Origin of the sequence: Kitasatospora azatica KCTC 9699, assembly GCF_000744785.1 — a bacterium.
GTDB lineage: Bacteria > Actinomycetota > Actinomycetes > Streptomycetales > Streptomycetaceae > Kitasatospora > Kitasatospora azatica.
Genome location: NZ_JQMO01000003.1, coordinates 2528995 through 2549272 on the forward strand (window position 1 = coordinate 2528995; position 20278 = coordinate 2549272).

General features: G+C 72.0%; 16 protein-coding genes. 2 read left to right on the top strand and 14 right to left on the bottom strand.

Annotated features, from left to right (window positions below; genetic code table 11):
• Window positions 1–4: 4 nt before the first annotated feature.
• Window positions 5–1462: an MFS transporter gene (locus BR98_RS21890; protein WP_051970037.1), complete on the bottom strand. Its 1458-nt coding sequence runs from the start codon at window positions 1460–1462 to the stop codon at window positions 5–7.
• A 148-nt stretch (window positions 1463–1610) separates the two neighbouring features.
• Here BR98_RS21890 and BR98_RS21895 point away from each other — a divergent pair, with 148 nt between their 5' ends.
• Window positions 1611–2324 (top strand): TetR/AcrR family transcriptional regulator C-terminal domain-containing protein, encoded by a 714-nt coding sequence (locus tag BR98_RS21895; RefSeq protein ID WP_035847121.1) that lies wholly within the window; start codon window positions 1611–1613, stop codon window positions 2322–2324.
• Window positions 2325–2410: 86 nt separating this feature from the next.
• On the opposite strand, the gene BR98_RS21900 is transcribed toward BR98_RS21895, so the two are convergent.
• The 4 genes from BR98_RS21900 to BR98_RS21915 form a co-directional block, all read right to left on the bottom strand.
• Window positions 2411–3511 (bottom strand): hypothetical protein, encoded by a 1101-nt coding sequence (locus BR98_RS21900; protein ID WP_083976825.1) that lies wholly within the window; start codon window positions 3509–3511, stop codon window positions 2411–2413.
• A gap of 265 nt (window positions 3512–3776) precedes the next feature.
• Window positions 3777–4928: an MAB_1171c family putative transporter gene (locus BR98_RS21905; RefSeq protein WP_051970038.1), complete on the bottom strand. Its 1152-nt coding sequence runs from the start codon at window positions 4926–4928 to the stop codon at window positions 3777–3779.
• 8 nt (window positions 4929–4936) lie between these two features.
• Window positions 4937–5497, bottom strand: coding sequence for a hypothetical protein (locus BR98_RS21910; RefSeq protein ID WP_035847126.1), 561 nt, complete (start codon window positions 5495–5497; stop codon window positions 4937–4939).
• Window positions 5498–5673: 176 nt separating this feature from the next.
• Window positions 5674–6189 (bottom strand): helix-turn-helix domain-containing protein, encoded by a 516-nt coding sequence (locus tag BR98_RS21915; protein ID WP_035847128.1) that lies wholly within the window; start codon window positions 6187–6189, stop codon window positions 5674–5676.
• A gap of 235 nt (window positions 6190–6424) precedes the next feature.
• On the opposite strand from BR98_RS21915, the gene BR98_RS21920 reads away from it, so the two are divergent.
• The gene (locus tag BR98_RS21920; protein ID WP_051970039.1) at window positions 6425–7354 is read left to right on the top strand and encodes an HAD family hydrolase; all 930 of its coding nucleotides are present in this window, start codon (window positions 6425–6427) and stop codon (window positions 7352–7354) included.
• A 1-nt stretch (window position 7355) separates the two neighbouring features.
• Here the strand turns inward: BR98_RS21920 and BR98_RS21925 are convergent, their stop codons facing one another.
• The 9 genes from BR98_RS21925 to BR98_RS21965 form a co-directional block, all read right to left on the bottom strand.
• Window positions 7356–7736, bottom strand: coding sequence for a YegP family protein (locus BR98_RS21925; protein ID WP_198042266.1), 381 nt, complete (start codon window positions 7734–7736; stop codon window positions 7356–7358).
• A gap of 187 nt (window positions 7737–7923) precedes the next feature.
• Complete coding sequence (locus tag BR98_RS21930; protein WP_051970040.1) at window positions 7924–9720, bottom strand: sensor histidine kinase; 1797 nt, start codon at window positions 9718–9720, stop codon at window positions 7924–7926.
• 75 nt (window positions 9721–9795) lie between these two features.
• A complete protein-coding gene (cydD, locus tag BR98_RS21935; RefSeq protein ID WP_035847135.1) occupies window positions 9796–13404 on the bottom strand; it encodes a thiol reductant ABC exporter subunit CydD in 3609 nt (1202 codons plus the stop codon).
• Between the two features lie 9 nt (window positions 13405–13413).
• On the bottom strand, window positions 13414–14418 hold the full coding sequence (cydB, locus tag BR98_RS21940; RefSeq protein WP_035847137.1) for a cytochrome d ubiquinol oxidase subunit II: 1005 nt from the start codon (window positions 14416–14418) through the stop codon (window positions 13414–13416).
• Window positions 14419–14437: 19 nt separating this feature from the next.
• Window positions 14438–15991 (bottom strand): cytochrome ubiquinol oxidase subunit I, encoded by a 1554-nt coding sequence (locus BR98_RS21945; RefSeq protein ID WP_035847138.1) that lies wholly within the window; start codon window positions 15989–15991, stop codon window positions 14438–14440.
• 210 nt (window positions 15992–16201) lie between these two features.
• Entirely contained in the window at window positions 16202–17737 is a 1536-nt protein-coding gene (locus tag BR98_RS21950; protein ID WP_232247484.1) for a sensor histidine kinase, read from the bottom strand.
• 1 nt (window position 17738) lies between these two features.
• Window positions 17739–18563 (bottom strand): response regulator transcription factor, encoded by an 825-nt coding sequence (locus BR98_RS21955; RefSeq protein ID WP_051970041.1) that lies wholly within the window; start codon window positions 18561–18563, stop codon window positions 17739–17741.
• Window positions 18564–18726: 163 nt separating this feature from the next.
• Window positions 18727–19419 carry a VC0807 family protein gene (locus BR98_RS21960; RefSeq protein WP_035847139.1) on the bottom strand — a complete coding sequence of 231 codons (693 nt, stop codon included), beginning with the start codon at window positions 19417–19419 and terminating at the stop codon, window positions 18727–18729.
• Between the two features lie 188 nt (window positions 19420–19607).
• The gene (locus BR98_RS21965; RefSeq protein WP_157537878.1) at window positions 19608–20270 is read right to left on the bottom strand and encodes a hypothetical protein; all 663 of its coding nucleotides are present in this window, start codon (window positions 20268–20270) and stop codon (window positions 19608–19610) included.
• Window positions 20271–20278 lie beyond the last annotated feature (8 nt).

The following is a 20278-nucleotide window of genomic DNA, read 5'->3' on the forward strand; positions in this document are numbered from 1 at the left end:
TGCCTCAACCGCTGAGCGCCTGCTGCATCTGCGGCTCCGGCTCGGCCGACTCGGTGTCGGGCGTCTCCTGGGGCCGGGCGTGCTTCGGGAGCAGGAAGATGGCGAGGAACACCACGGCGAGCATCGCGATCTCCACGCCGAGGGTGAACTGCTCGGCCCGGACGAAGGTGCTGGTCTTGATCCGCTCGAAGAAGACCGTGCCGAGGATCGCGGTGCCCAGGGCTGCGCCGAGCTGCTGGACGGAGGTGAGGGTGCCGGAGGCCGAGCCGGTCTCGTGCGGCTCGACCGAGGCGAGCACGGTGTCGAAGAAGGGCGCCATCACGAAGCCCATGCCGAGTCCGGTCACCGCGAGGGCCGGAGCCAGCTGCCACGGCGTCACGTCGGCGCCGGCGAGCTGCAGCGTCAGGATGACGCCCCCGACGCCCAGCAGCATCACGAGCAGCCCGCCGTGCATGACCTTGCGCCCGAACCTCAGCACGGCCTGCGCGGCGATGAACGCCACGACCATGCCGATCGAGGAGGGGATTCCGGCCAGACCGGCCTTGAACGGCGAGTAGTGCAGGCCGATCTGGGTGTAGAGGCTGAAGGTCAGCCAGAAGCCGGTCATGGCGGAGAAGAAGACCAGGCCGAGCGCCATTCCTCCGCTGAAGCCCCGCTTGCGGAACAGGCTGGGCTCGACCAGCGGGTCACCGCCGCGCGCGCTCTTGCGTGCCTCGAACCAGGCGAAGCAGGTGAAGACCGCCACCGACAGCGCGATCAGCACGAACGCCCAAGCCGGCCAGCCGTGTTCACGGCCCTGGACGAGCGGGAAGACGATCAGCGCCGATCCGACCGCGGCGAGGATCGCGCCGACCAGGTCGAGCCGGACCGCGCGGGTGCTCCTCCACTCGGGCAGGAAGGCGATGCCGCCGGCGATGGCGAAGAGGCCGAGCGGGATGTTGATCAGGAAGATCATCCGCCAGCCGGAGCCCCACAGGTCGGCGTCGACCAGCCAGCCGGCCAGGATCGGACCGCCCACCGTGGACAAGCCCATCACCGGTCCGAACATGCCGAAGGCGGCCGCCTGCTCCTTCTCGGAGAACATCTCCTTCAGCATGCCCAGGCCCTGCGGCAGCATGACCGCGCCCAGCAGCCCTTGGACCACCCGGGCGGCGATCAACTGGCCCGGCGTCTGGGCCAGGCCGCAGGCGACCGAGCCGAGGGTGAAGCCGACCGCGCCGATCAGGTACATGCGCTTGCGGCCGAAGATGTCACCGAGGCGACCGCCGGTGATCAGGCCGATCGCCATGGCGAGGGTGTAGGCGGCGCCGAGCCACTGGATCAGGCTCTCGCCGCCGCCGATGTCGGCGCGGATCGACGGTCCGGCGATGTTGGTGACCAGGGAGTCGAGGAGGTCCATGACCTCCGCGGCGAGGATCACGAAGAGCGCGACCCAACGCCATCTGTAGAGGGTGTCGGCCATCTGGGGCTCCGATCAGGAACAGCGTTTACGTTGACGAACACTGTTCTACAGACGATCGGCGTTCCAGTCAAGACAGCGTTCGCCTGATGGAACAGCGTTCGTCAGAGGTACCATGTTCGCCACAAGACAGCACGAAAGCAGGTGGCCGATGTCCTCCGCGATGCCCGAGATCCCGTGGCACAAGGCACGAAAGACCGAGGCTCGGCAGCCCTTGAGCCAGGAGGCCATCATCGACGCGGGGATCCGCATCCTCGACGCCGAGGGCCTGGTCGGCGTCACGATGCGGCGGGTCGCCCAGGAGCTCGGCACCGGACCGGCCTCGCTCTACGCGCACGTCTCCAACAAGGACGAGCTGTGCGACCTCATGCTGGAGCGGATCGCCGGCGAGATCCGACTGCCCGAGCAGCCCGACCCGGCTCGCTGGAAGGAGCAGGTCAAGCAGATCTGCCTGGAGGCGCAGCAGGTCTACTCCCGCCACCGCGACATCACCGTGGTGTCCCTGGGCAGCATCCCGGTGGGTGCGAACCAGCTGCGGATCACCGAGTTCCTGTTCGGCCTGATGCTGCAGGCCGGCATTCCGGACCAGGTCGCGGCCTGGGCGCTGGACGGCCTCGGCCAGCTGATCGACTCCGATGCCTACGAAGGCGCGCTCTACAGCAGCAGGTTCACCCCGGGCACCGACGTGGACGCCTACTTCCAGCAGATCAAGGACTACTTCTCCCGGCTGCCCAAGGACCGCTACCCGCTGCTCAGCAGCATGGCCGACACCATGGTCGACGGTGGTGGGGACGAGCGTTTCGCGTTCAAGCTGGATGTCTTCCTGCGCGGGCTGGAGTCGTACATCGACAAGCCCGCCGGCTGAACGCACGCGACCCCGAACACACGAGCACCTGGGCGGGCCGGTTGGCCCACCCAGGTGCTCGGTGTGAAGGGAGTGTCAGACGGTCGTCAGGGGACGATCGGGTGCGAGATCTGGCAGCCGCCCGCGCCGCCGTTGTAGTCGTTCGACCAGGTGCCCTGCATGGCGAAGGAGCCGGTCGCCATGGCCACGTTCTGCGCGCCGCCGACGCCGCCGGTGCCCTTCCAGGCGCACTTGTCGGCGTTCTCCTGGCCGCTCGAGTCGGTCCAGCCGCCGGCCGGGTTCTGGTCGGTGATGGTCTCCGAGTACTCGTGGCCGTACACCATGGTCACGCCGTCCAGCAGGCCCGCGTTGCCGGTGTTGACGTAGTTCTGGCCGCAGGAGGTGCCCATGTCGGTGACGTACGGGTCGTTGGTGAACGCGACGTCGCCGTAGGGGGACGCGGCCGCGCCGCCGGACAGCGTGGTGTCGCCGTTCCAGTCGTGCCAGGCGCAGAACTGGCCGGTGGAGGTGTTGAAGCCGTCCGGGTGGGTGCCGGTCGGGGACAGCACGACGTACTGGGCGTTGCGGTTCGAGGCGGCCGTGGTGTTGCCGAAGTGCCCGGCGGCCTTCACCGCCTCGGTGGCCAGCTGGTTGCCGGTGGCCTGGTTCGGCGCGGCGGCCGACTCGTCGACCCAGATGCCGGCCAGCGCGCCACCGGTCGGGTAGCCGACGTGGGCGGCGGTCGAGGGGCAGCTGGTCGAGCCGGTGGCGACACCCTCGCAGTACTGGGTCATGACGCCGGACCAGGTCTCACCGTTGGTCCCCAGGCCCTTGAACAGCTGCTGCGCCCGGACGGCTATGCCCATCGGGTCGCCGGACAGGGTGGTGTAGCCGTTGGCGTCGGTGCCCTGGGTACCCCACTGGGAGCCCAAGAAGACCAGGTAGACCTTGGGGGCGCCGGTGGTCACGCCGATGCCGTCGACGCTGCCGCCGAACTTCAGGTTGGAGGTCCGCTTGCCCGCGGCGGCGGCCGCGCCCTTCGCGGCGACGACGCCGTGCCGGTAGGGGTGGCTGGGGCCGGCGAGCTCGTTGCCCGGCTGGTTCGCCTGGGCCGGGGAGGCGGCGAAGCCCGCGCCGGCGATCATCAGCGAGGTGAGTCCGGTAAGGACCTTGATCCTCGCCTGACGGTTGTTGGGGGAAGTGCCCATCGTGAGGGAGCCTCTCTCCTGCCGACCGCCCGCTGTGGGGGGAGCGGCGGCAGTGCATGGGGAACGAAGGGGCGCCGACGAACTGATGGACCGTCACAGGGAGTTGGGACGGCCCGCCGTCTGACAGCCGGTAGCAAACCAGAGCCGCTAAATGGGCGTCAACAAGGTGGGCGGAAAAAGAAGAAATCGCCAATGAACAGCAAAGGGCCAATAAACTGTAAGCGGGAGCGGCTGAACAGTTTTCGGCGCCGAATCCGCAATGAATTCATTGCGCCCGGGCGGCCGCCGGGGAGGCGTAGGCGGTGGCGAGGCGGAGCAGCCGGTCGGTCTCGGTGGCGAAGTCGAGCTCCTCGAAGGAGGTGCCCGGGGCGGCGGTCACCGGGTGGGCGGGGGTGTGGCCGGCCAGTCGGCGGGCGCAGGCCAGGCGCAGCCAACGGGCCTCGCTGAGGGCGTCGTCGGCGTCGACGTGGGGGCCTTCGGCGTGGCTGGCGTCGGCGTACGGGGCGAGCACCAGGGCGGCGTCCCGGATCTCGATCACCAGGCGGTGCAGCCGGACCCGGGGGCCGCGGCCGAGCCGGGCGGTGAGGACGACCTCGGGCACGGCGGTGGTGAGCGCGGACCAGAGCGGGGCCAGCCGGCGGGCGGTGCGCCAGTCGCGCAGGCCGCGCGCGGCGACGCCGATGGTCGGGATCAGGCTGCCCAGCAGGACCAGCGCGATGGCGCTCCACTCGATGGCGTACAGCACGCCCGCGGCCAGGAACATCGGCCGGTCCGCCAGGTTCAGCAGGATCTGGCAGACCCTCAGCACGGAGTAGCCGAAGCCGGCACCGGTGCCCAGCGCCAGCACCCACAGGCCACAGCGCAGCGAGCGGGTGGCGGCCCGGCGGGCGTAGGTGGTGAAGAGCCAGCTGCCGACGGCCATCGAGGCGCCCAGGTAGCCGGCCACGATCAGCGCGTAGCAGGCGGCGGCGACCGAGCCCGGGTAGGCCTGGTAGAAGTCGACCACCTCGGTGGGCTGGTCCAGCAGGCTGAAGCTGACGATCAGCGCGGCCCAGGCGGTGAGGAGCACCACCCGGTGCGGGCGGCGCAGCCGGTCGGCCAGGTCGGGGCGGGCGGTCTCGGCGGCGAAGGTCAGCGTGGCCTTGCAGGCGACCAGGCCGATCAGGTGCTTGATCAGCACCACCAGGTTGTGCACCCCGCTGGTGGCGTCCACCCATCTGGTGACGGCGGGCAGGCCGAGGGTGACCAGCACGGTCACCCCGGCGAACGCCGTCCACAGCGCGCGGGTGCGCGGCGCCCGCACGGCGGTGGGCAGCCGCCAGACGGTCACCAGCCAGAGCAGCGCCAGCACCGCCAGCTTGGCGGGCGACAGCGGCGGCGGGCCGGCGGCCTCGGCCAGCAGCCGGGTCGCGGTCATCGTCGGGCTCATGTCCGCCGCACCGGGTGTCCGAAGGCGTCGTCCAGCCGGGCCAGCACCTGGGCGGACTGCGGCGAGTCGGTCCCGGCGCCGGCCCGGGTGGCGCGTTCCAGCAGCAGGGTGGCCAGCGATTCGGCGTCCGACTCCTGGCGGCTGCTGTAGCCGTCGCGGGCCAGCAGGGCGAGCACCCGGTCGGTGGCCAGGCCGAGTTCCCGGTCGGCCTCGGCCCGCTCGGCCCGGGCCAGCAGCTCGGCCCGCTCGGCGGGGGTGGTCGTCTCGGGCGCCACGTGCTCGAGCAGCATGTGCGAGATCTCGTGCAGCACGATCTGGGTCTTCAGGATCGGGGCGACACCGGCCTCGTAGAAGACCAGGTCGACCTCGTCCAGGCCGATCCACAGGCCGCACGGCAGATCCTGGCCGGCGGCGTTCTCCAGCGGGACCAGGCGCAGCGGACGGCCGCGGCGGCGGGCGATGCCGGCGCAGAACTCCTCCAGCTGGAACGGCTGGGGCACCTCGATCCGGTCCACCAGGGCGGCAAAGCCGGAGCGGGGCCGCCTGCGCCATCTCATGGCCGCCCTGCCTTCTCCATCACTGCCACCGGAACCAGTGCTACCGAACGTGTCGTCATCGAACGGATCGAGGCAGAAGCATAAGCGCTCGGTCGAGCCCTGGTCACGTGTGGTTGCGCTCGGTTAGGTGCAGGTGCGGTGGATGCCGGAGTCCTCCGCATCCGGTCCTGTTCACCTCACCGACGGTGACCGCTGCGCCCCACGTCCGGCAGGCCCTCGACGGCCCTGACCTGGTCGACGATGGCCCGCAGCCCCTTGAGCGCGCGGGGTGAGAGGCCGGCCAGCCGGAAGGCCACGGCCCGCACGTTGCTGTCGGCGAGCACGTCGGCGAGCTCGGCGCGGTCCCGGTCGGCCGGCTCGGGCCGGGAGTCGGCCCGCTCGGCCTTGAGCTCGCGGACCCGGGCGTCCACCCGCTCGGCCACCTCGTCGTCCAGGAAGTAGCCGGTCGGCACGCCGAAGAAGGCGGCGATGGCCTCCAGGGTCCGCACCGTCGGGTTGGTCTTGGTACCGGTGCGGATCTGCTGCAGGGTGCCGTGCGAGACGGTGGGGCCGTCCGGGCCGGCCTGCTCGCGGATCGCCTGGGCCACCTCGTGGTAGCTGAACGGGCCGCGGCCGGCGGGGTGGATCTCCCGGAACAGGTGGTCCAGCCGGTCGGCGATGGAACGGCGCGCGGCCTGTTCACGCTTCGACATCGCCACTCCCTAGTCCGCCCCAGCCTGCCGTTCCCAGTATCCACTGAAGTAGACGCACAAAACGACCGGTTCGTGATGTTCCCCTAGGGGATATCACGGTTGACAGCCCAGGGAGGGTTCAGCGTATGTTCAGCTTCGCGGCCGTCCAACAAAATAGACGGCGGCTCGACGGCGCACGGTCACACGGGGGTTGACCGCGCGCCGTCATCTTTTTCGATGGCGACAGCTTCGGTGCATGGCAGCAGCTGTCGCAATCCGCACCTGCGAGGATGGACGGGTGACCCAGGCTGCCCCGCGCCCCCGACTCATCGCCACCGACCTCGACGGCACCCTGCTGTGCCATGGCGGCACCGTCTCGGCCCGCACCGCCGCCGCACTGGCCGCCGCCGAGCAGGCCGGACTCCAGGTGGTCTTCGTCACCGGCCGCCCGCCGCGCTGGATGCAGCTGCTGCGCGAGCACATCGGCGGCCACGGCGTGGCGATCTGCTCCAACGGCGGCGCCGTCTACGACGTGCGTCGCGAGCTGCTGCTGGAGAGCTTCCCGCTGACCCCCGAGACCGCGCGCACGGTGGTCGAGCTGCTGCGCGAGCGACTGCCCGGGACGGCCTTCGCCTTCGAGTACCCCGGCGGCTTCTCCCGGGAGCCGCACTACGAGGTGCAGATGTGGGGCGACGCGGAGCCGCACACCGTCGCGCCCGCCGAGGAGCTGCTCGCCGACGGGCGGCCGACGGCCGGGGACGGCGCCGGCGGGAACGGCGGCGCCGGGGATGGAGCCACCGCCAGCTACAAGATCCTCGCCAAGCACCCCGCGCTGGACCCGGACACCTTCCTGGCCACCGCCCGGGCGATCGTCGGCCCGCTGGCCGAGATCACCCGGTCCAGCCCGATCGCGCTGCTGGAGATCAGCGCCCCCGGCGTCACCAAGGCCAGCACGCTGGCCCGCTGGTGCGCCGAGCAGGGCATCGACCGCACCGAGGTGGTCGCCTTCGGCGACATGCCCAACGACCTGGAGATGCTCGCCTGGGCCGGCGACTCCTACGCGGTCGCCAACGCGCACCCCGAGGTGCTGGCGGCCGTCGCCCGACACACCGTCAGCAACCAGGAGGACGGCGTCGCCCTGGTGATCGAGCAGATCGTCAGTTCGCTCAGCCGAACCGCCCGTTGACCTAGGGCCTGTCCGGGAGCGGCAGTTGGCGTTCCAGCAGGGCGACGAACCGCCGGAAGGCGTTCTGGCAGGTCGCGTAGCGCTCGTAGGCTCGACTGCTGCGGGCCTCGGGCAGGCCGCGCGGCCCCGGGACCACCCAGATCCAGCCGATCCCCGCCCGGACGTGGGTGATCCGGGCGGTCAGTCCGGCGGCCTCGTCGCGCAGCACGGCAACGGCCCGGTGTGCCTCGTCCGAGCTCTCGAAGACCGGCGCGGAAACGGCGACGATCCGGCCGTTGGGCGCCTTCAACTGCCACTGGTACCGGCCGTTCGTCGCCCGCTCGATCTGGAAACCGCCCCGGCGGGCCGACGCCCCCGAGCGCCCCCCATCACCCTGGCCCACGCGGCCCACCCACCCCAGTCACCAACCCACGGCCCCCTCAGGCGAACCGTATGTGTGCGGAGCTGGACACAGATAGGGCCGACGACCATTCGGCAGGTCTATTGGCCGGGAAGTTCTCCCCCGTTAATCTTGCGCGGATCACCTGACACAGTCCAGGAGTTGACGGACCGTCGGAAACAGGAATGGCTCAGAGCCGGGCCGACCAGCGCACCCTGGTCCCGCGCCGGTCCGGTCCCGGCTCGTGCCAGGCCGCGCCGCCCAGGTTCTCGGCCCGCCGGCGCAGATTGGCCAGCCCGCTGCGGCGCCCGCCCTCGGGGATGCCCACGCCGTCGTCCGTGACGGTCAGCAGCACCCCGGGCCGGCCGGGCCGGACCGTCGCCTCCGGGTCGCCGGAGACCGGATGGCCCTGCGGGTCCAGGTAGACGGTGGTGTCCACCTCCACGCTCACCCGCGAGGCCCTGGCGTGCCGGGCCGTGTTGGAGAGCATCTCGCGCAGTGCGGCGAGCAGTTGACGGGCGGTCGCGTCGCCCACCAGGCTCTCGACCGGGCCGACGAAGGCCATCGAGGGCTTGAAGCCGAGCGCGGCCGCCGCCTGGCTGCCCTCGCGCAGCACCCGGGTCCGCAGGGTGTCCGGCTCGTCGCCGTGATCGTCGTGCTGGAGGGCGTAGATGGTGGTGCGGACCTCCTGGATGGTGGCGTCCAGCTCGTCCACCGCCGTGCCGAGCCGGACCTTGACCTCGGGCACCACGGCTCGGCGGGCCGCGCTCTCCAGCATCATGCCGGTGGCGAACAGCCGCTGGATCACCAGGTCGTGCAGGTCCCGGGCGATCCGGTCGCGGTCCTGGAAGACCGCCAGGCGCTGCTGGTCGCGCTGGCCCTCGGCGAGCCGCAGCGCCAGCGCGGCCTGCGAGGCGAAGGTGGCCGCGAGCTGCTTCTCGGACTCGGTGAACGGTCGCGCGCCGCGCTCGCGCCAGACCACCAGACCGCCCAGCACCCGGCCGGCGGCCACCATCGGCAGTGCCATCGACGGGCCGAAGTTGCGGGCCAGCCGCATCACCAGCTGCGGGTCCTGGGACATGTCGTCGATGAAGACGCTCTCGCCGTCCCGCAGCTGGGCCGCGTACCCGGCGCCCGGAACCAGCTCGCCGACCACGAACTCGGCGGCCTCGCCGGAGGCGTGCGAGACCCGCAGTCCCCCGTCGCCGGTCGGCAGCATGATCATCCCGAGCGCGGCGTCCGCCAGCTCCCGCACCTGCTCGGCCGCCACCGCGAGGGCGGCGTGCGCCTCGTCGGTGGAGAGCAGCGCGGTGGTGACGGCCGCCGCGCCGGCGATCCAGCGCTCCCGGCGGCGGCCCTCCTCGTACAGCCGGGAGTTCTCGATCGCCACCCCGGCCGCCGCCGCCAGCGCGTGCAGCACCTGCGCGTCCTCCGGTGTGAAGCCGCCGCCGCCGCGCTTCTCGGTCAGGTAGATGTTGCCGAAGACCTCGTCCCTGACCCTGATCGGCTCCCCCAGGAAGGAGCGCATCGGCGGATGGTGCGGGGGGAAACCGACCGAGCGCGGGTCCCCGGTCAGGTCGTCCAGGAGCAGCGGCTCCGGCTTCTCGATCAGCGCGCCCAGGATGCCCCGCCCCGCCGGCAGGTCGCCGATCCGGACCGCCGTCTCGTCGTCGATCCCCAGGTGGATGAAGTCGGACAGTCCGTGCCCGTCCGGCGAGATCACCCCGAGCGCCGCGTACCGGGCGTCCACCAGCTCGGCCGCGCCGGCCGCGATCCGCTCCAGGGTGGCGTGCAGGTCGAGCCCCGCACCGACCGAGACCACGGCCTCCAGCAGCCGCTGCATCCGGTCGGTGACGGCGGCCGCCGACTGGAGCCGCTCGGAGACCTCGGTGACCAGGGTGTCGAGGCCCAGCGAGGAGATCTCCGGGACGCGGTGCGGGGGCGGGGTGACGTCGCCCGGGGTGGCGTCGCTCGGAGTGGGCTCCATGTAAGAGAGCGTAGTTTGATCTGATTTGTTCCGCCGGGATCCGGCACCGCGGAAGCCGGGCGCGCCTCGAAGCCGTCAGCCGACCGCGGCTTCGAGCCGGTCGCCGGCCCGCTCGCGCTCCCACAGCTCACGCAGCCGACCGTCCTGGCGTGCCGTCAGCTCCGCCCAGCTCCCCCGCTCCGCCACCCGACCCGCGTCCAGCACCAGGATCTCGTCCACCGCCGCCTCGGCCAGGCCGGCCAAGCGGTGGGTGATCAGCAGGGTGGCGCGGTCGCTGGTGGCAGCGAGCAGGTCGGCGGTGAGGGCGTCGGCGGTGCGCAGGTCGAGGTGTTCGGCCGGCTCGTCGAGGATCAGCAGCGGGAAGTCCGCGAGCAGTGCGCGGGCCAGGGCGAGGCGCTGGCGCTGGCCGCCGGAGAGACGGGCACCGTGCTCGCCGACCATGGTGTCCAGGCCCTCGGGGAGGGTGTGCACCCAGTCGAGCAGGCGGGCGGCGCCGAGCGCCTCGTGCAGGTCGGTGTCGGTGGCGGTCGGGAGGGCCAGCCGGAGGTTCTCCCGCAGCGAGCTGTCGAAGACGTGGGCGTCCTGGGCGCACAGGCCGATCGCCCGGCGCACGTCGTCGCCGTCGAGCGCGCGGGTATCCACAGCCTGTGGACGGCCGGCCGCGAGGGTGACGCTGCCCGCCTCCTGGTCCAGCAGCCGCAGCAGCGTCAGGGCCAGGGTGGTCTTGCCCGAGCCGGACGGGCCGACCACGGCGACCCGGCGGCCGGCGGCCAGGTCGAGGTCGATGCCGTCCAGGGCCCAGGACAGCTGCCCGGGGTGACGGGCGCGCAGGCCGCGGACCGCGACCGGGAACGGGTCGGCGGGGAGCGGGGCGGGATAGGGAGGTCCCCCCGGCCGAAGGCTGGCGGAGGGCTCCGCCACCGGGTCGGGTGTGTCGCAGACCTCGGTGAGCCGCCCGGCGGCGGCCCGGCTGCGCTCACGCACCTGGACAGCCGCCGGCAGGCCGGCCACCGCCTCGAAGGCGGCGAGCGGAGTGAGGACGAGGACCGCCAGGCAGAGGCCGCCGAGCCGCCCGGCCGCCACCGCCTGCACGCCGACCAGCGCGCAGCCGGCGACCGTGAGGCCGGTGAGCAGCGCGGTCAGGCCGGCGCCGAGCGCGGTGGTCGCGGCGGAGCGGGCGGCGAGCGCGGTGAGGTTGCGGTCCGCCGCTCGTACGGCGGCCAGGCGGCGGGGGAGCGCCCCGGCGACGGTGAGCTCGGCGGTACCGGTGCAGGTGTCGACCACCGCGGTGGCGAGCGCCCCGCGGGCCGGGGCCTGCTGACGCTCCGTCCGGGAGGAGAGCCGGGCGGCGAGCAGCGGTACCCCGGCGCCGGCCAGCAGCAGCCCGAGCGCGAGCACGACGCCGGCGGCGGGGAGCAGGACCCCGAGCGCGGTGGCGGCGGCGAGCGAGACGGTGACCGCGACGGCGGCGGGCAGCCGCCAGCGCAGGTACCAGTCCTGCACGGAGTCGACGTCCGCGACCAGCCGGGAGAGCAGGTCGCCCCGCCGGAACGCGGGAAGCGCGGTGGGCGCGAGCCGCTCCAGACGCTGGTAGACGGTCACCCGCAGGCTGCCGAGGGTGCGCAGCACCGCGTCGTGCGAGACCAGGCGCTCGGCGTAGCGCAGCGCGCTGCGGCCGACCCCGAAGGCGCGCACCGCCGTGACGGCCATCATGAGGTAGAGCACCGGCGGCTGCGTCGAAGCCTTGGAGATCAACCACCCCGAGGTCGCCATCAGCGCCACCGCACACCCGAGCGCCAGCGAACCGAGCAGGACGGACAGCGCGAACCGACGGCGCGGGCGGCCGGCATCGGCGGTACGGAAGAGCCGGGTGAGCCGCCGCAGGGGCGAGGAGCCGTCGGCCGCCAGACCGGCCGCCTGATCGGGGGCGGCCACCGGATCGGTCGCCCTGGAGCCGGTCCGGGCGGCCGGGGTGAGCCTCGGGGCCGGCACGGCGCTGCGGGCGGGTGTGGATGTGGATGTGGGTGTGGGGAGCGGGCCCGGGGCGGGAAGGTGGAGGCGGCTGTCGGCCACGGCGAGCAGGGCGGGGCGGTGGGCGACCAGGAGGACCGTGCGCGCGGGGTCCGCCGCCAGGGCGCGCACCGCCTGCACCACCGCCGCCTCGCTCGCACCGTCGAGGTTCGCCGTCGGCTCGTCCAGGAGCAGCAGCGGACGGTCCGTCAGCAGCGCGCGGGCCAGCGCGAGCCGCTGCCGCTGCCCGGCCGACAGCCCGGCGCCGCCCTCCCCGAGGACCGTGTCCGGAGCGGCGAACGGCAGCGCCTGCGCCGCCGCCAGCGCGGCCCGCACCTCGGCGTCGGTGGCCGAGGGGCGCGCCAGGCGGACGTTCTCCGCGACCGTCCCCGCGAACAGGTGCGGGTGTTGCGGGACCCAGGCGATCTGCGCGCGCCAGCCGGCCGGGTCGAGCTCGGCGAGGTCGTGGCGCCGGCCGTCCGCGGCGAGCACGGTCACCGTCCCCGCGTCGGGCCGCACGAACCCCAGCAGCACCGCGAGCAGCGTGCTCTTGCCCGCCCCGCTGGGCCCGGTGAGCGCGGTGGTGCGGCCGGGCGCCAGGGTGAGCGAGGCGCCCGCGAGGGCCGGTGTGGTCCGTCCCGGGTGGGTGACCGTCACCTCGGAGACCGTCACCGTGGCCCCCGCCAGCGAGGGCGCCGGCACCGTCCCGACCCGGCCGACCGGCGTCTCCAGTACCGCGAAGACCTCCTCGGCCGCCGCCAGTCCCTCGGCGCTCGCGTGGTAGAGCGCGCCGACCTGACGCAGCGGCAGGTAGACCTCGGGGGCGAGGACCAGCACCAGCAGCCCGGTCTCCAGGTCGAGCGTCCCGTTCACCAGCCGGAAGCCGATCGACACCGCGACCAGCGCCACCGACAGGGTGGCGAGCAGTTCCAGCGCGAACGAGGAGACGAAGGCGAGCCGCAGCGTGCGCAGGGTGGCCCGCCGGTACTCGTCCGTGATCCGTCGGACGGCCTCGGCCTGTGCCTTGGCCCGGCCGAAGATCTTGAGGGTGGGCAGTCCGCCGACCACGTCCAGGAAGTGGTGCGAGAGCCGGGCCAGGGAGCGCCACTGGCGGTCCATCCGGCCCTGGGTGGCCCAGCCGATCAGCATCATGAAGAGCGGGATCAGCGGCAGCGTCCCGGCGATGATCGCCGCGCTCACCCAGTCCGCGCCGACGATCCGGGCGAGCAGCACCACCGGCACCACCACGGCGAGGGCGAGCTGCGGCAGGTACCGCGAGAAGTAGTCGTCCAGCGCGTCCACACCGCGGGTGGCGAGGGTGGTCAGTTCGCCGGTCCGCCGGCCGGCCAGGTAGCCGGGCCCGAGTGCGGTGGCGTGCTCGACCAGCCGTCCGCGCAGCCGCGACTTCACCCGGGCCACCGAACGGTGCGCCGCCAGTTCGGTGAGCCAGGCGACCACGGCCCGCCCGACCGCGACGGCGGCGAGCAGCGCCAGCGGCAGGGCCAGCGCACCGATCCCCTGCCCGCGTTGGAAGCAGCGCACCACGATCTCGGCGATCAGCGTGGCCTGGCAGAGCACCAGGACCGCGCCGGCGCCGCCGAGCAGCACGGAGCCGGCCAGGAAGCGGCGCGCGGCCCGGGCTTCGGCGAGCAGACGGGGATCGACCGGCTTCATGACGCTCCCTCAGCCTTCGGCGCCGGGGATGTGCTGGATGCCGATCCGCTTGCGGAACACCCAGTACGTCCAGCCCTGGTAGAGCAGCACGATGGGGGTGAAGACGGCCGCCACCACGGTCATCAGCTTCAGCGTGTAGGCGGAGGAGGCGGCGTTGCTCACGGTCAGGCTGTAGTCGGGGTTGAGCGTGGAGGGCATCACGTCGGGGAAGAGCGCCAGGAAGAGCATGCCGACCGCTGCCACGATGGTCAGTCCGGAGAGCGCGAAGGCCCAGCCCTCGCGGCCCAGCCGGGTGGCGGCCAGCGCGCCGAGCAGGGCCAGCACCGCGACGATCATGGCGGCCAGGCTCCACCCGTCGCCCTGGTCGGCCTGGGTCCAGCTGAGGAAGACCAGCGCCAGCACCGCCGTGACCACGCCGAGTTCCAGGGCGAGCGTGCGGGCCCGCGCCCGGATGTCGCCGACGGTCTTCAGCGCGGTGAACACGGCGCCGTGGAAGGTGAAGAGCACCAGGGTGACCAGGCCGCCGAGGACGGCGTACGGGTTGATCAGGTCCCAGAAGGTCCCGACGTAGTTCTTCTGCTGGTCGATGTCCACGCCGTGGACGATGTTGGCGAAGGCGACGCCCCAGAGGAAGGCGGGGACCAGCGAGGTCCAGAAGATCGCCTCCTCCCAGTTGCGCTGCCAGCGCTCGCCGCTGCGCTTGTGCCGGTACTCGAAGGCGACGCCGCGCACGATCAGGCAGACCAGGATGGCCAGCAGCGGGAGGTAGAAGCCGCTGAACAGGGTGGCGTACCAGTCGGGGAAGGCCGCGAAGGTGGCGCCGCCGGCGGTGAGCAGCCAGACCTCGTTGCCGTCCCAGACCGGGCCGATGGTGTTGATCAGCACCCGCCGCTCGGCCCGGCCGCGGGCCAGCAGCTTGGTGAGGACGCCGACCCCGAAGTCGAATCCCTCGAGGAAGAAGTAGCCGATCCACAGGACGGCGATCAGTACGAACCAGACGTCGTGGAGTTGCATGTCGGATCAGTCCCCGGGCTCAGTAGGCGAAGGCGAGCGGCTGGTCGGCGTCCTCGTCGGAGGACGGGCCGCGCAGCGTCGGATCCTTGGCGGGCGGGCGTTCCTCGACGTCCGGTCCGGCCTTTGCAAACTTTGCAAGCAGCTTGACCTCGATCACCGCGAGGATCGCGTACAGCACGGTGAAGGTGACGAAGGCGCCCACCTGGGTGCCGACGCCGACGTTCGGCGAGACCGAGCTCGCGGTGGTCATCAGCCCGAACACCGACCACGGCTGACGGCCCATCTCGGTGAAGATCCAGCCGAAGCTGTTGGCGATCAGCGGGAAGCCCATGGTCCAGATGCCGATCCGCCAGCTCCACTTGGTCAGCTGCGGGCCGAGCTCGCGACTGCGGGTGAGCATCAGGCGCGGCGGTTCGTCCTCGCCGGTGCGGTACTCGGGCGCCAGGAACCGCTTCTTCCGGGTGGTCCAGAGCCCGATCAGACCGGCCAGGAAGGAGGTCATGCCGAACCCGATCATGAGCCGGAAGCCCCAGTAGGTCACGAAGATGTTGGGGATGTAGTCGGTCGGGTTGCCGCCGTACTTGGCGGCCTCGGCGGCGGCGGTGTCGTTGATGCCGGGGACCGCCGAGCTGAAGTCTCCCTTGGCGAGGAAGGACAGTATCCCGGGGAACTCCAGCTCCACCGAGTTGTGGCCCTGGTTGACGTTGCCGACCGCGAAGATCGAGAACGGCGCCGGGGACTGGGTGTCCCAGAGCGCCTCGGCGGAGGCCATCTTCATCGGCTGCTGCTCGAACATCACCTTGGCCAGCGTGTCGCCGCTGATCGCGGTGCCCAGGCCGGCCACCACGGCCATCACCAGGCCGAGCCGCAGCGAGGTGCGCATCGCGGCCACCTTGCGCCGGGCGGTGTCGTCGGCGGTCCCGGACGCCCTCTTCGCCTTCCACAGGTGGTACGAGGCGATGCCGACCATGAAGGCCGCGCCGGTCAGGAAGGCCGCGGTGAGGGTGTGGAAGACCACCACCAGCGTGGTGTCCTGGAACAGCACCTTGACGATGTCGGTGAGCTGCGCCTTCTTGGTCACCGGGTCGATGGTGTAGCCGTTGGGGTGCTGCATCCAGGAGTTGGCGGCCAGGATGAAGTAGGCGGAGAGCACGGTGCCCAGCGCCACCATCCACATGCAGGCGCAGTGGATCCGCTTCGGCAGCTTGTCCCAACCGAAGATCCACAGGCCGATGAAGGTGGACTCGAAGAAGAAGGCGATCAGCGCCTCCATCGCCAGCGGCGCACCGAAGACGTCACCGACGAAGCGCGAGTAGTCCGACCAGTTCATGCCGAACTGGAACTCCTGCACGATCCCGGTCACCACGCCCATGGCGATGTTGATCAGGAAGAGCTTGCCCCAGAACTTGGTGGCGTGGAAGTACTTCTCCTTCGCCGTGCGCACCCAGGCGGTCTCCAGCCCGGCCACCATCCCCGCCAGACTGATCGTCAGCGGGACGAAGAGGAAGTGATAGACGGTGGTGACCCCGAACTGCCATCGCGCGATGGTCTCGTGAGCGACTGCTAGCTCCATTTCGGCCCTCTTCCCTGCCGGTCGGTGTCCGGTCTGTCCTGGTTCAACCCAGAATCCTGCCTCACCTAACAGACAAAGGTGCTCTTCACCGCAAATGGCACCAATGCATGTCAAGCTTGCGAGCTTGTGAACGTGAATACATTCACAAGCTCGATCACAGTATGACCCACACGTGTTCGATCGAAACAGGCGGGGGGTATCCCGAACGCGCTACAGCCCGCGCGGGGACGGCAGCGTCACCCGGAAGGTCGCGCCCTCGCCGGGCGCGGTGTCCAGCGTCAGCGTCCCCCCGTGCGCCCGCGCGAAGGCGGTGGCGATCGCCAGTCCCAGCCCCGCGCCGCCGCCCTCGTGCCGACTGCGCGAGGCGTCCACCCGGTAGAACCGCTCGAACACCCGCTCGGCCTGATCCTTCGTCAGACCTGGCCCGGAGTCCGCGACTTCCAGCACGCAGCCGTCGTCCAGGGTGCCCACCCCGATCCGCACGGCGGTGCCCGGCGGGGTGTACTTCACGGCGTTGCCGACCAGGTTGGTCACCACCTGGCGCAGCCGCGCCTCGTCCCCGAGCACGGCCGCCGCGCCGGGCGCGCCCGCCCCGCCGGGGCCGGTCAGCGAGACCGCCCGGGTCGGGTCCAGCGCGGTCAGGTCGTGCAGCGCGTCGGCGGCCAGCGTGCGCAGGTCCATCGGCGCCAGGTCCAGCGGCCGTTCCTCGTCGAGCCGGGCCAGCGTGAGCAGGTCCTCGACCAGGCCGCCCATCCGGACCGCCTCGCTCTCGATCCGGTCCATGGTCCGCTTGACGTCCGCCTCCGAACGCAGCGCGCCCATCCGGTACAGCTCGGCGAAGCCCCGGATGCCGGCCAGCGGGGTGCGCAGCTCGTGCGAGGCGTCCGCGACGAAGCGCCGCATCCGGGCCTCCGAGGCGGCCTGCGCGGCGAAGGCCGACTCGATCTGGTCGAGCATCCCGTTCAGCGCCAGCGACAGCCGCCCGACCTCGGTGGCCCGTGGCAGCTCGGGCATCCGGTAGGAGAGCTCGCCGGCCGCGATCAGCTCGGTGCCGCGCTCGATCCGGCGCAGCGGCAGCAGCCCGGCCCGCACCGCGAGCGCGCCCAGTCCGACGATCAGCACCAGCACCGCGCCGCCGATCAGCAGGAAGGCGGCCCGCAGCTTCTCGACGGTGGAGTCCACCTCGTCCAGCGAGGCCCCGACCAGCATGTAGGAGGCCTGGGTGCCGCCGGACGTCCCGGCGCCGCGCTGCACCGGCACGATCAGCAGCCGCCAGGGGCCACCGCGCTCACCGGGCACGTCGAAGGGCCTGCCGAGGTGGGCACTCAGCGCGCCGCCCCGCAGGTCGGGCAGCAGCGGCTCCGGGTCGCTGGCCGTCATCGGCTGGCGCAGCGTCCGCTGCACCGTGCCGTTCGCGTCCAGCATCCGCACCTCGTACTGGCTGGGCAGGTACGCGGAGCCGCGCTTGCTCAGGCCGCTGGACTGGTCGACCGCGAACGGGGAGACACTGGAGACACCGGTGCGCTGCCCACCCCGGTAGGAGGCCTGGGTGCCCAGCCGCTGCAGCTGCTGGTCGATCCGCCCGGTCAGCTGCGAGCGCACGGTCCCCAGCACCACCACGTCGCTCACCAGCAGGCCGGTGAAGACCAGCACCAGGGTGAGCGCCAGCAGCCGGGCGCGCAGCGACAGCTGCCCGGTCCACCGGAAGAGCCCGCGCGGCGACAGCCGCCCGAGGAGCCCGCGCACCTCAGTCCTGCTGCTGCGGCGGGCGGCGCAGCGCGTAGCCGATGCCGCGCACCGTGTGGATCAGCTTGGGCCCGTGGTCCGGTCCGGAGTCGAGCTTGCGCCGCAGGTAGGAGATGTAGGACTCGACGATGCTCAGGTCGCCGCCGAAGTCGTAGGCCCAGACGTGGTCGAGGATCTGCGCCTTGGAGACCACCCGGCCGACGTTGGCCATCAGGTAGTGCAGCAGCTTGAACTCGGTGGGGGAGAGCGAGACGGGCTTGCCGTCCCGGGTCACCTCGTGGGCCAGCGGGTCCAGGGTGAGGTCGGCCACGGTGAGCCGGCCGTCCTCGGCCGGTCCGCCGGCCCGGCGCAGGATCGCCCGGATCCGGGCGATCAGCTCCTCCAGGCTGAACGGCTTGGTGACGTAGTCGTCGGCGCCGGCCGCCAGGCCGTGCACCTTGTCCTCGGTGCCGTCCTTGGCGGTGAGGAAGAGCACCGGCAGGTGGTCGGCCGGGCGCGGCCGGCCCGGGCGGGCGGCCAGGCCGGCGGGGTTGGCGATCTGCTGGCGGCGGGTCTGCTCGCGCAGCCGCTCCACCACGGTGAAGCCGTCCAGGTCGGGGAGCATCACGTCGAGCACCACCAGGTCCGGGCGCTCGACCGAGATCGCGGCCAGCGCCTCCTCCCCGGTGGCGGCGGACTCGACCCGGAAACCGGAGAAGCGCAGCGAGGCGGAGAGCAGCTCGCGGATGTTCGGCTCGTCGTCCACCACCAGCAGGAACGCCTCGCCGGAGGCGCGGCCGGCGGCCGGCACTGCGGGTGCGGTGGTGGCGGGCACAGTCCCTGACATCACGGGGCGGGCCTCCCGGTCCTCGGCTTGTCGTCCGATCGGATGATGGTCATCGGATGATGGTTTTGGAGGCTACGCGAAATCTCTGAGAAATGCATGAGCCGGTTGTTCCCTCCGTAGGCACAGCGACACCCCGCGGGACCAAGCGGCTCGATGCCATCCCTCAGGCCTGCGCGGCCTGGGCGGCCAGGGCGGCGGCTCGGGCCTCGCCCCGGGCCCGGGAACGCTTGGCGTAGCTGATCGTCCAGAAGACCAGGACGCCGGTGACGGCGTACGGCAGGATGTTGTTCACCGTGACCGCCTGCCCGTTGGACAGCGAGTAGACCAGGGCGATCCGCAGCACCGCCTCGGCCAGGTAGCCGACGCCCCAGCCGATGGTCAGGTTGCGCTGGACCTTGCGGAACGCCTCGAACTGCCACAGGCCGTTCCACCAGTCCGCCTGCTCCTTGGTGCCGTCGGTGGCGAACTTGCGGCCGAAGTAGAACATCAGCGGCTTCGGCGCGGCCAGCGTGGCCAGGCAGAGCAGCCCGAACAGGCCGGTGATCGCGGAGTCCTTGGCCAGCAGCAGCTTCGCGTCGTGCGGGCCGATGAACGAGACGATCACGGTCAGCGCGACGAAGACCAGCGAAACCACCGCGAACTCGTCGACCCGGCGGTGCCAGGCCAGGTAGACCACGATGTCCAGCACCGGGCCGAGGCCGGAGAGCAGGATCGCCAGGTACTCGCTGGTGTGGCCGTGGAAGTGGTTGTAGATGAGGATCGGCGCAACGATGTTGAGGCCGATGCTGAGCAGCCAGCCGAGCGCGGCCGCCTTGCCCTTGCGGGCCGGCGCAGACGGAGCGGCAGGAGTGGACACGTGTTTCCCCCGGACAGATGTACTAAGTGCAGGACGGTTCCCGGCTGGTAGCCGGGGCCGCCCGTCATTGTGTCGGATCCGACAACGGGCCGCCTAGGGTCTGGATGGTCACCTGCGGGAAATACGGAAGGTGACTGCTCGTCAGCCCACTCAACCGACGAACAGTCACCTTCCCGGGTGGGCGAGCGTCAGCCGCCGCTCTTCGAACTGCCGCCGCCCTGTCCAGTGGTCCCCCCGCCGAAGCCGCCGAAGCCGCCGGCGCCGCCTTCGGTGAGCTGGGAGGCCGTGTAGCCGCCGGAGCCGTCCGGGGTGCCGACCACGGTCACGGTCTGGCCGGGCTGCAGGTCGGTGACCTTGCCGTCCTGGGTGACCGAGACCTTGGTGGAGCCGCCGGTGGTGACCTTGACGATGTTGCCGTTGGCGTCGGTCAGGTAGACGGTGCTGCCGTCGACCAACTTGACCGTGCCCCGGGTGAAGCCGGCGCCGCCGCCCTGGCCGCCGGTGTTGGCACCGCCGCCGGTGCCGCGGCTGCGCGTGCCGCCCTGACCACCGGCCTGAGCACCGCCCTGGCCACCCTGGCCGCCCGCCTGACCGCGCTGGCCGGCCGCCGCGCTCACCGAGCGCCCGGAGCCGCCCGAGCTGCCGTTGTTCTTCTGGTACCAGGCGCCGCCGCTGAAGGCGACCGCCGCGATCACACCGCCGGCCAGCACCAGGGTGAGCCAGGGCAGCTTGCGGCGCGGCGGGGCGGCCAGCTCGGCCGTGATGTCACGGGCGTCCGGCGCGGTGGCCAGCAGTTCGGCGTGCGCGGCCGACTCCGCGGAGCGGGCCGACGTGCTTTCCACAGTAGACATGGGGTTCC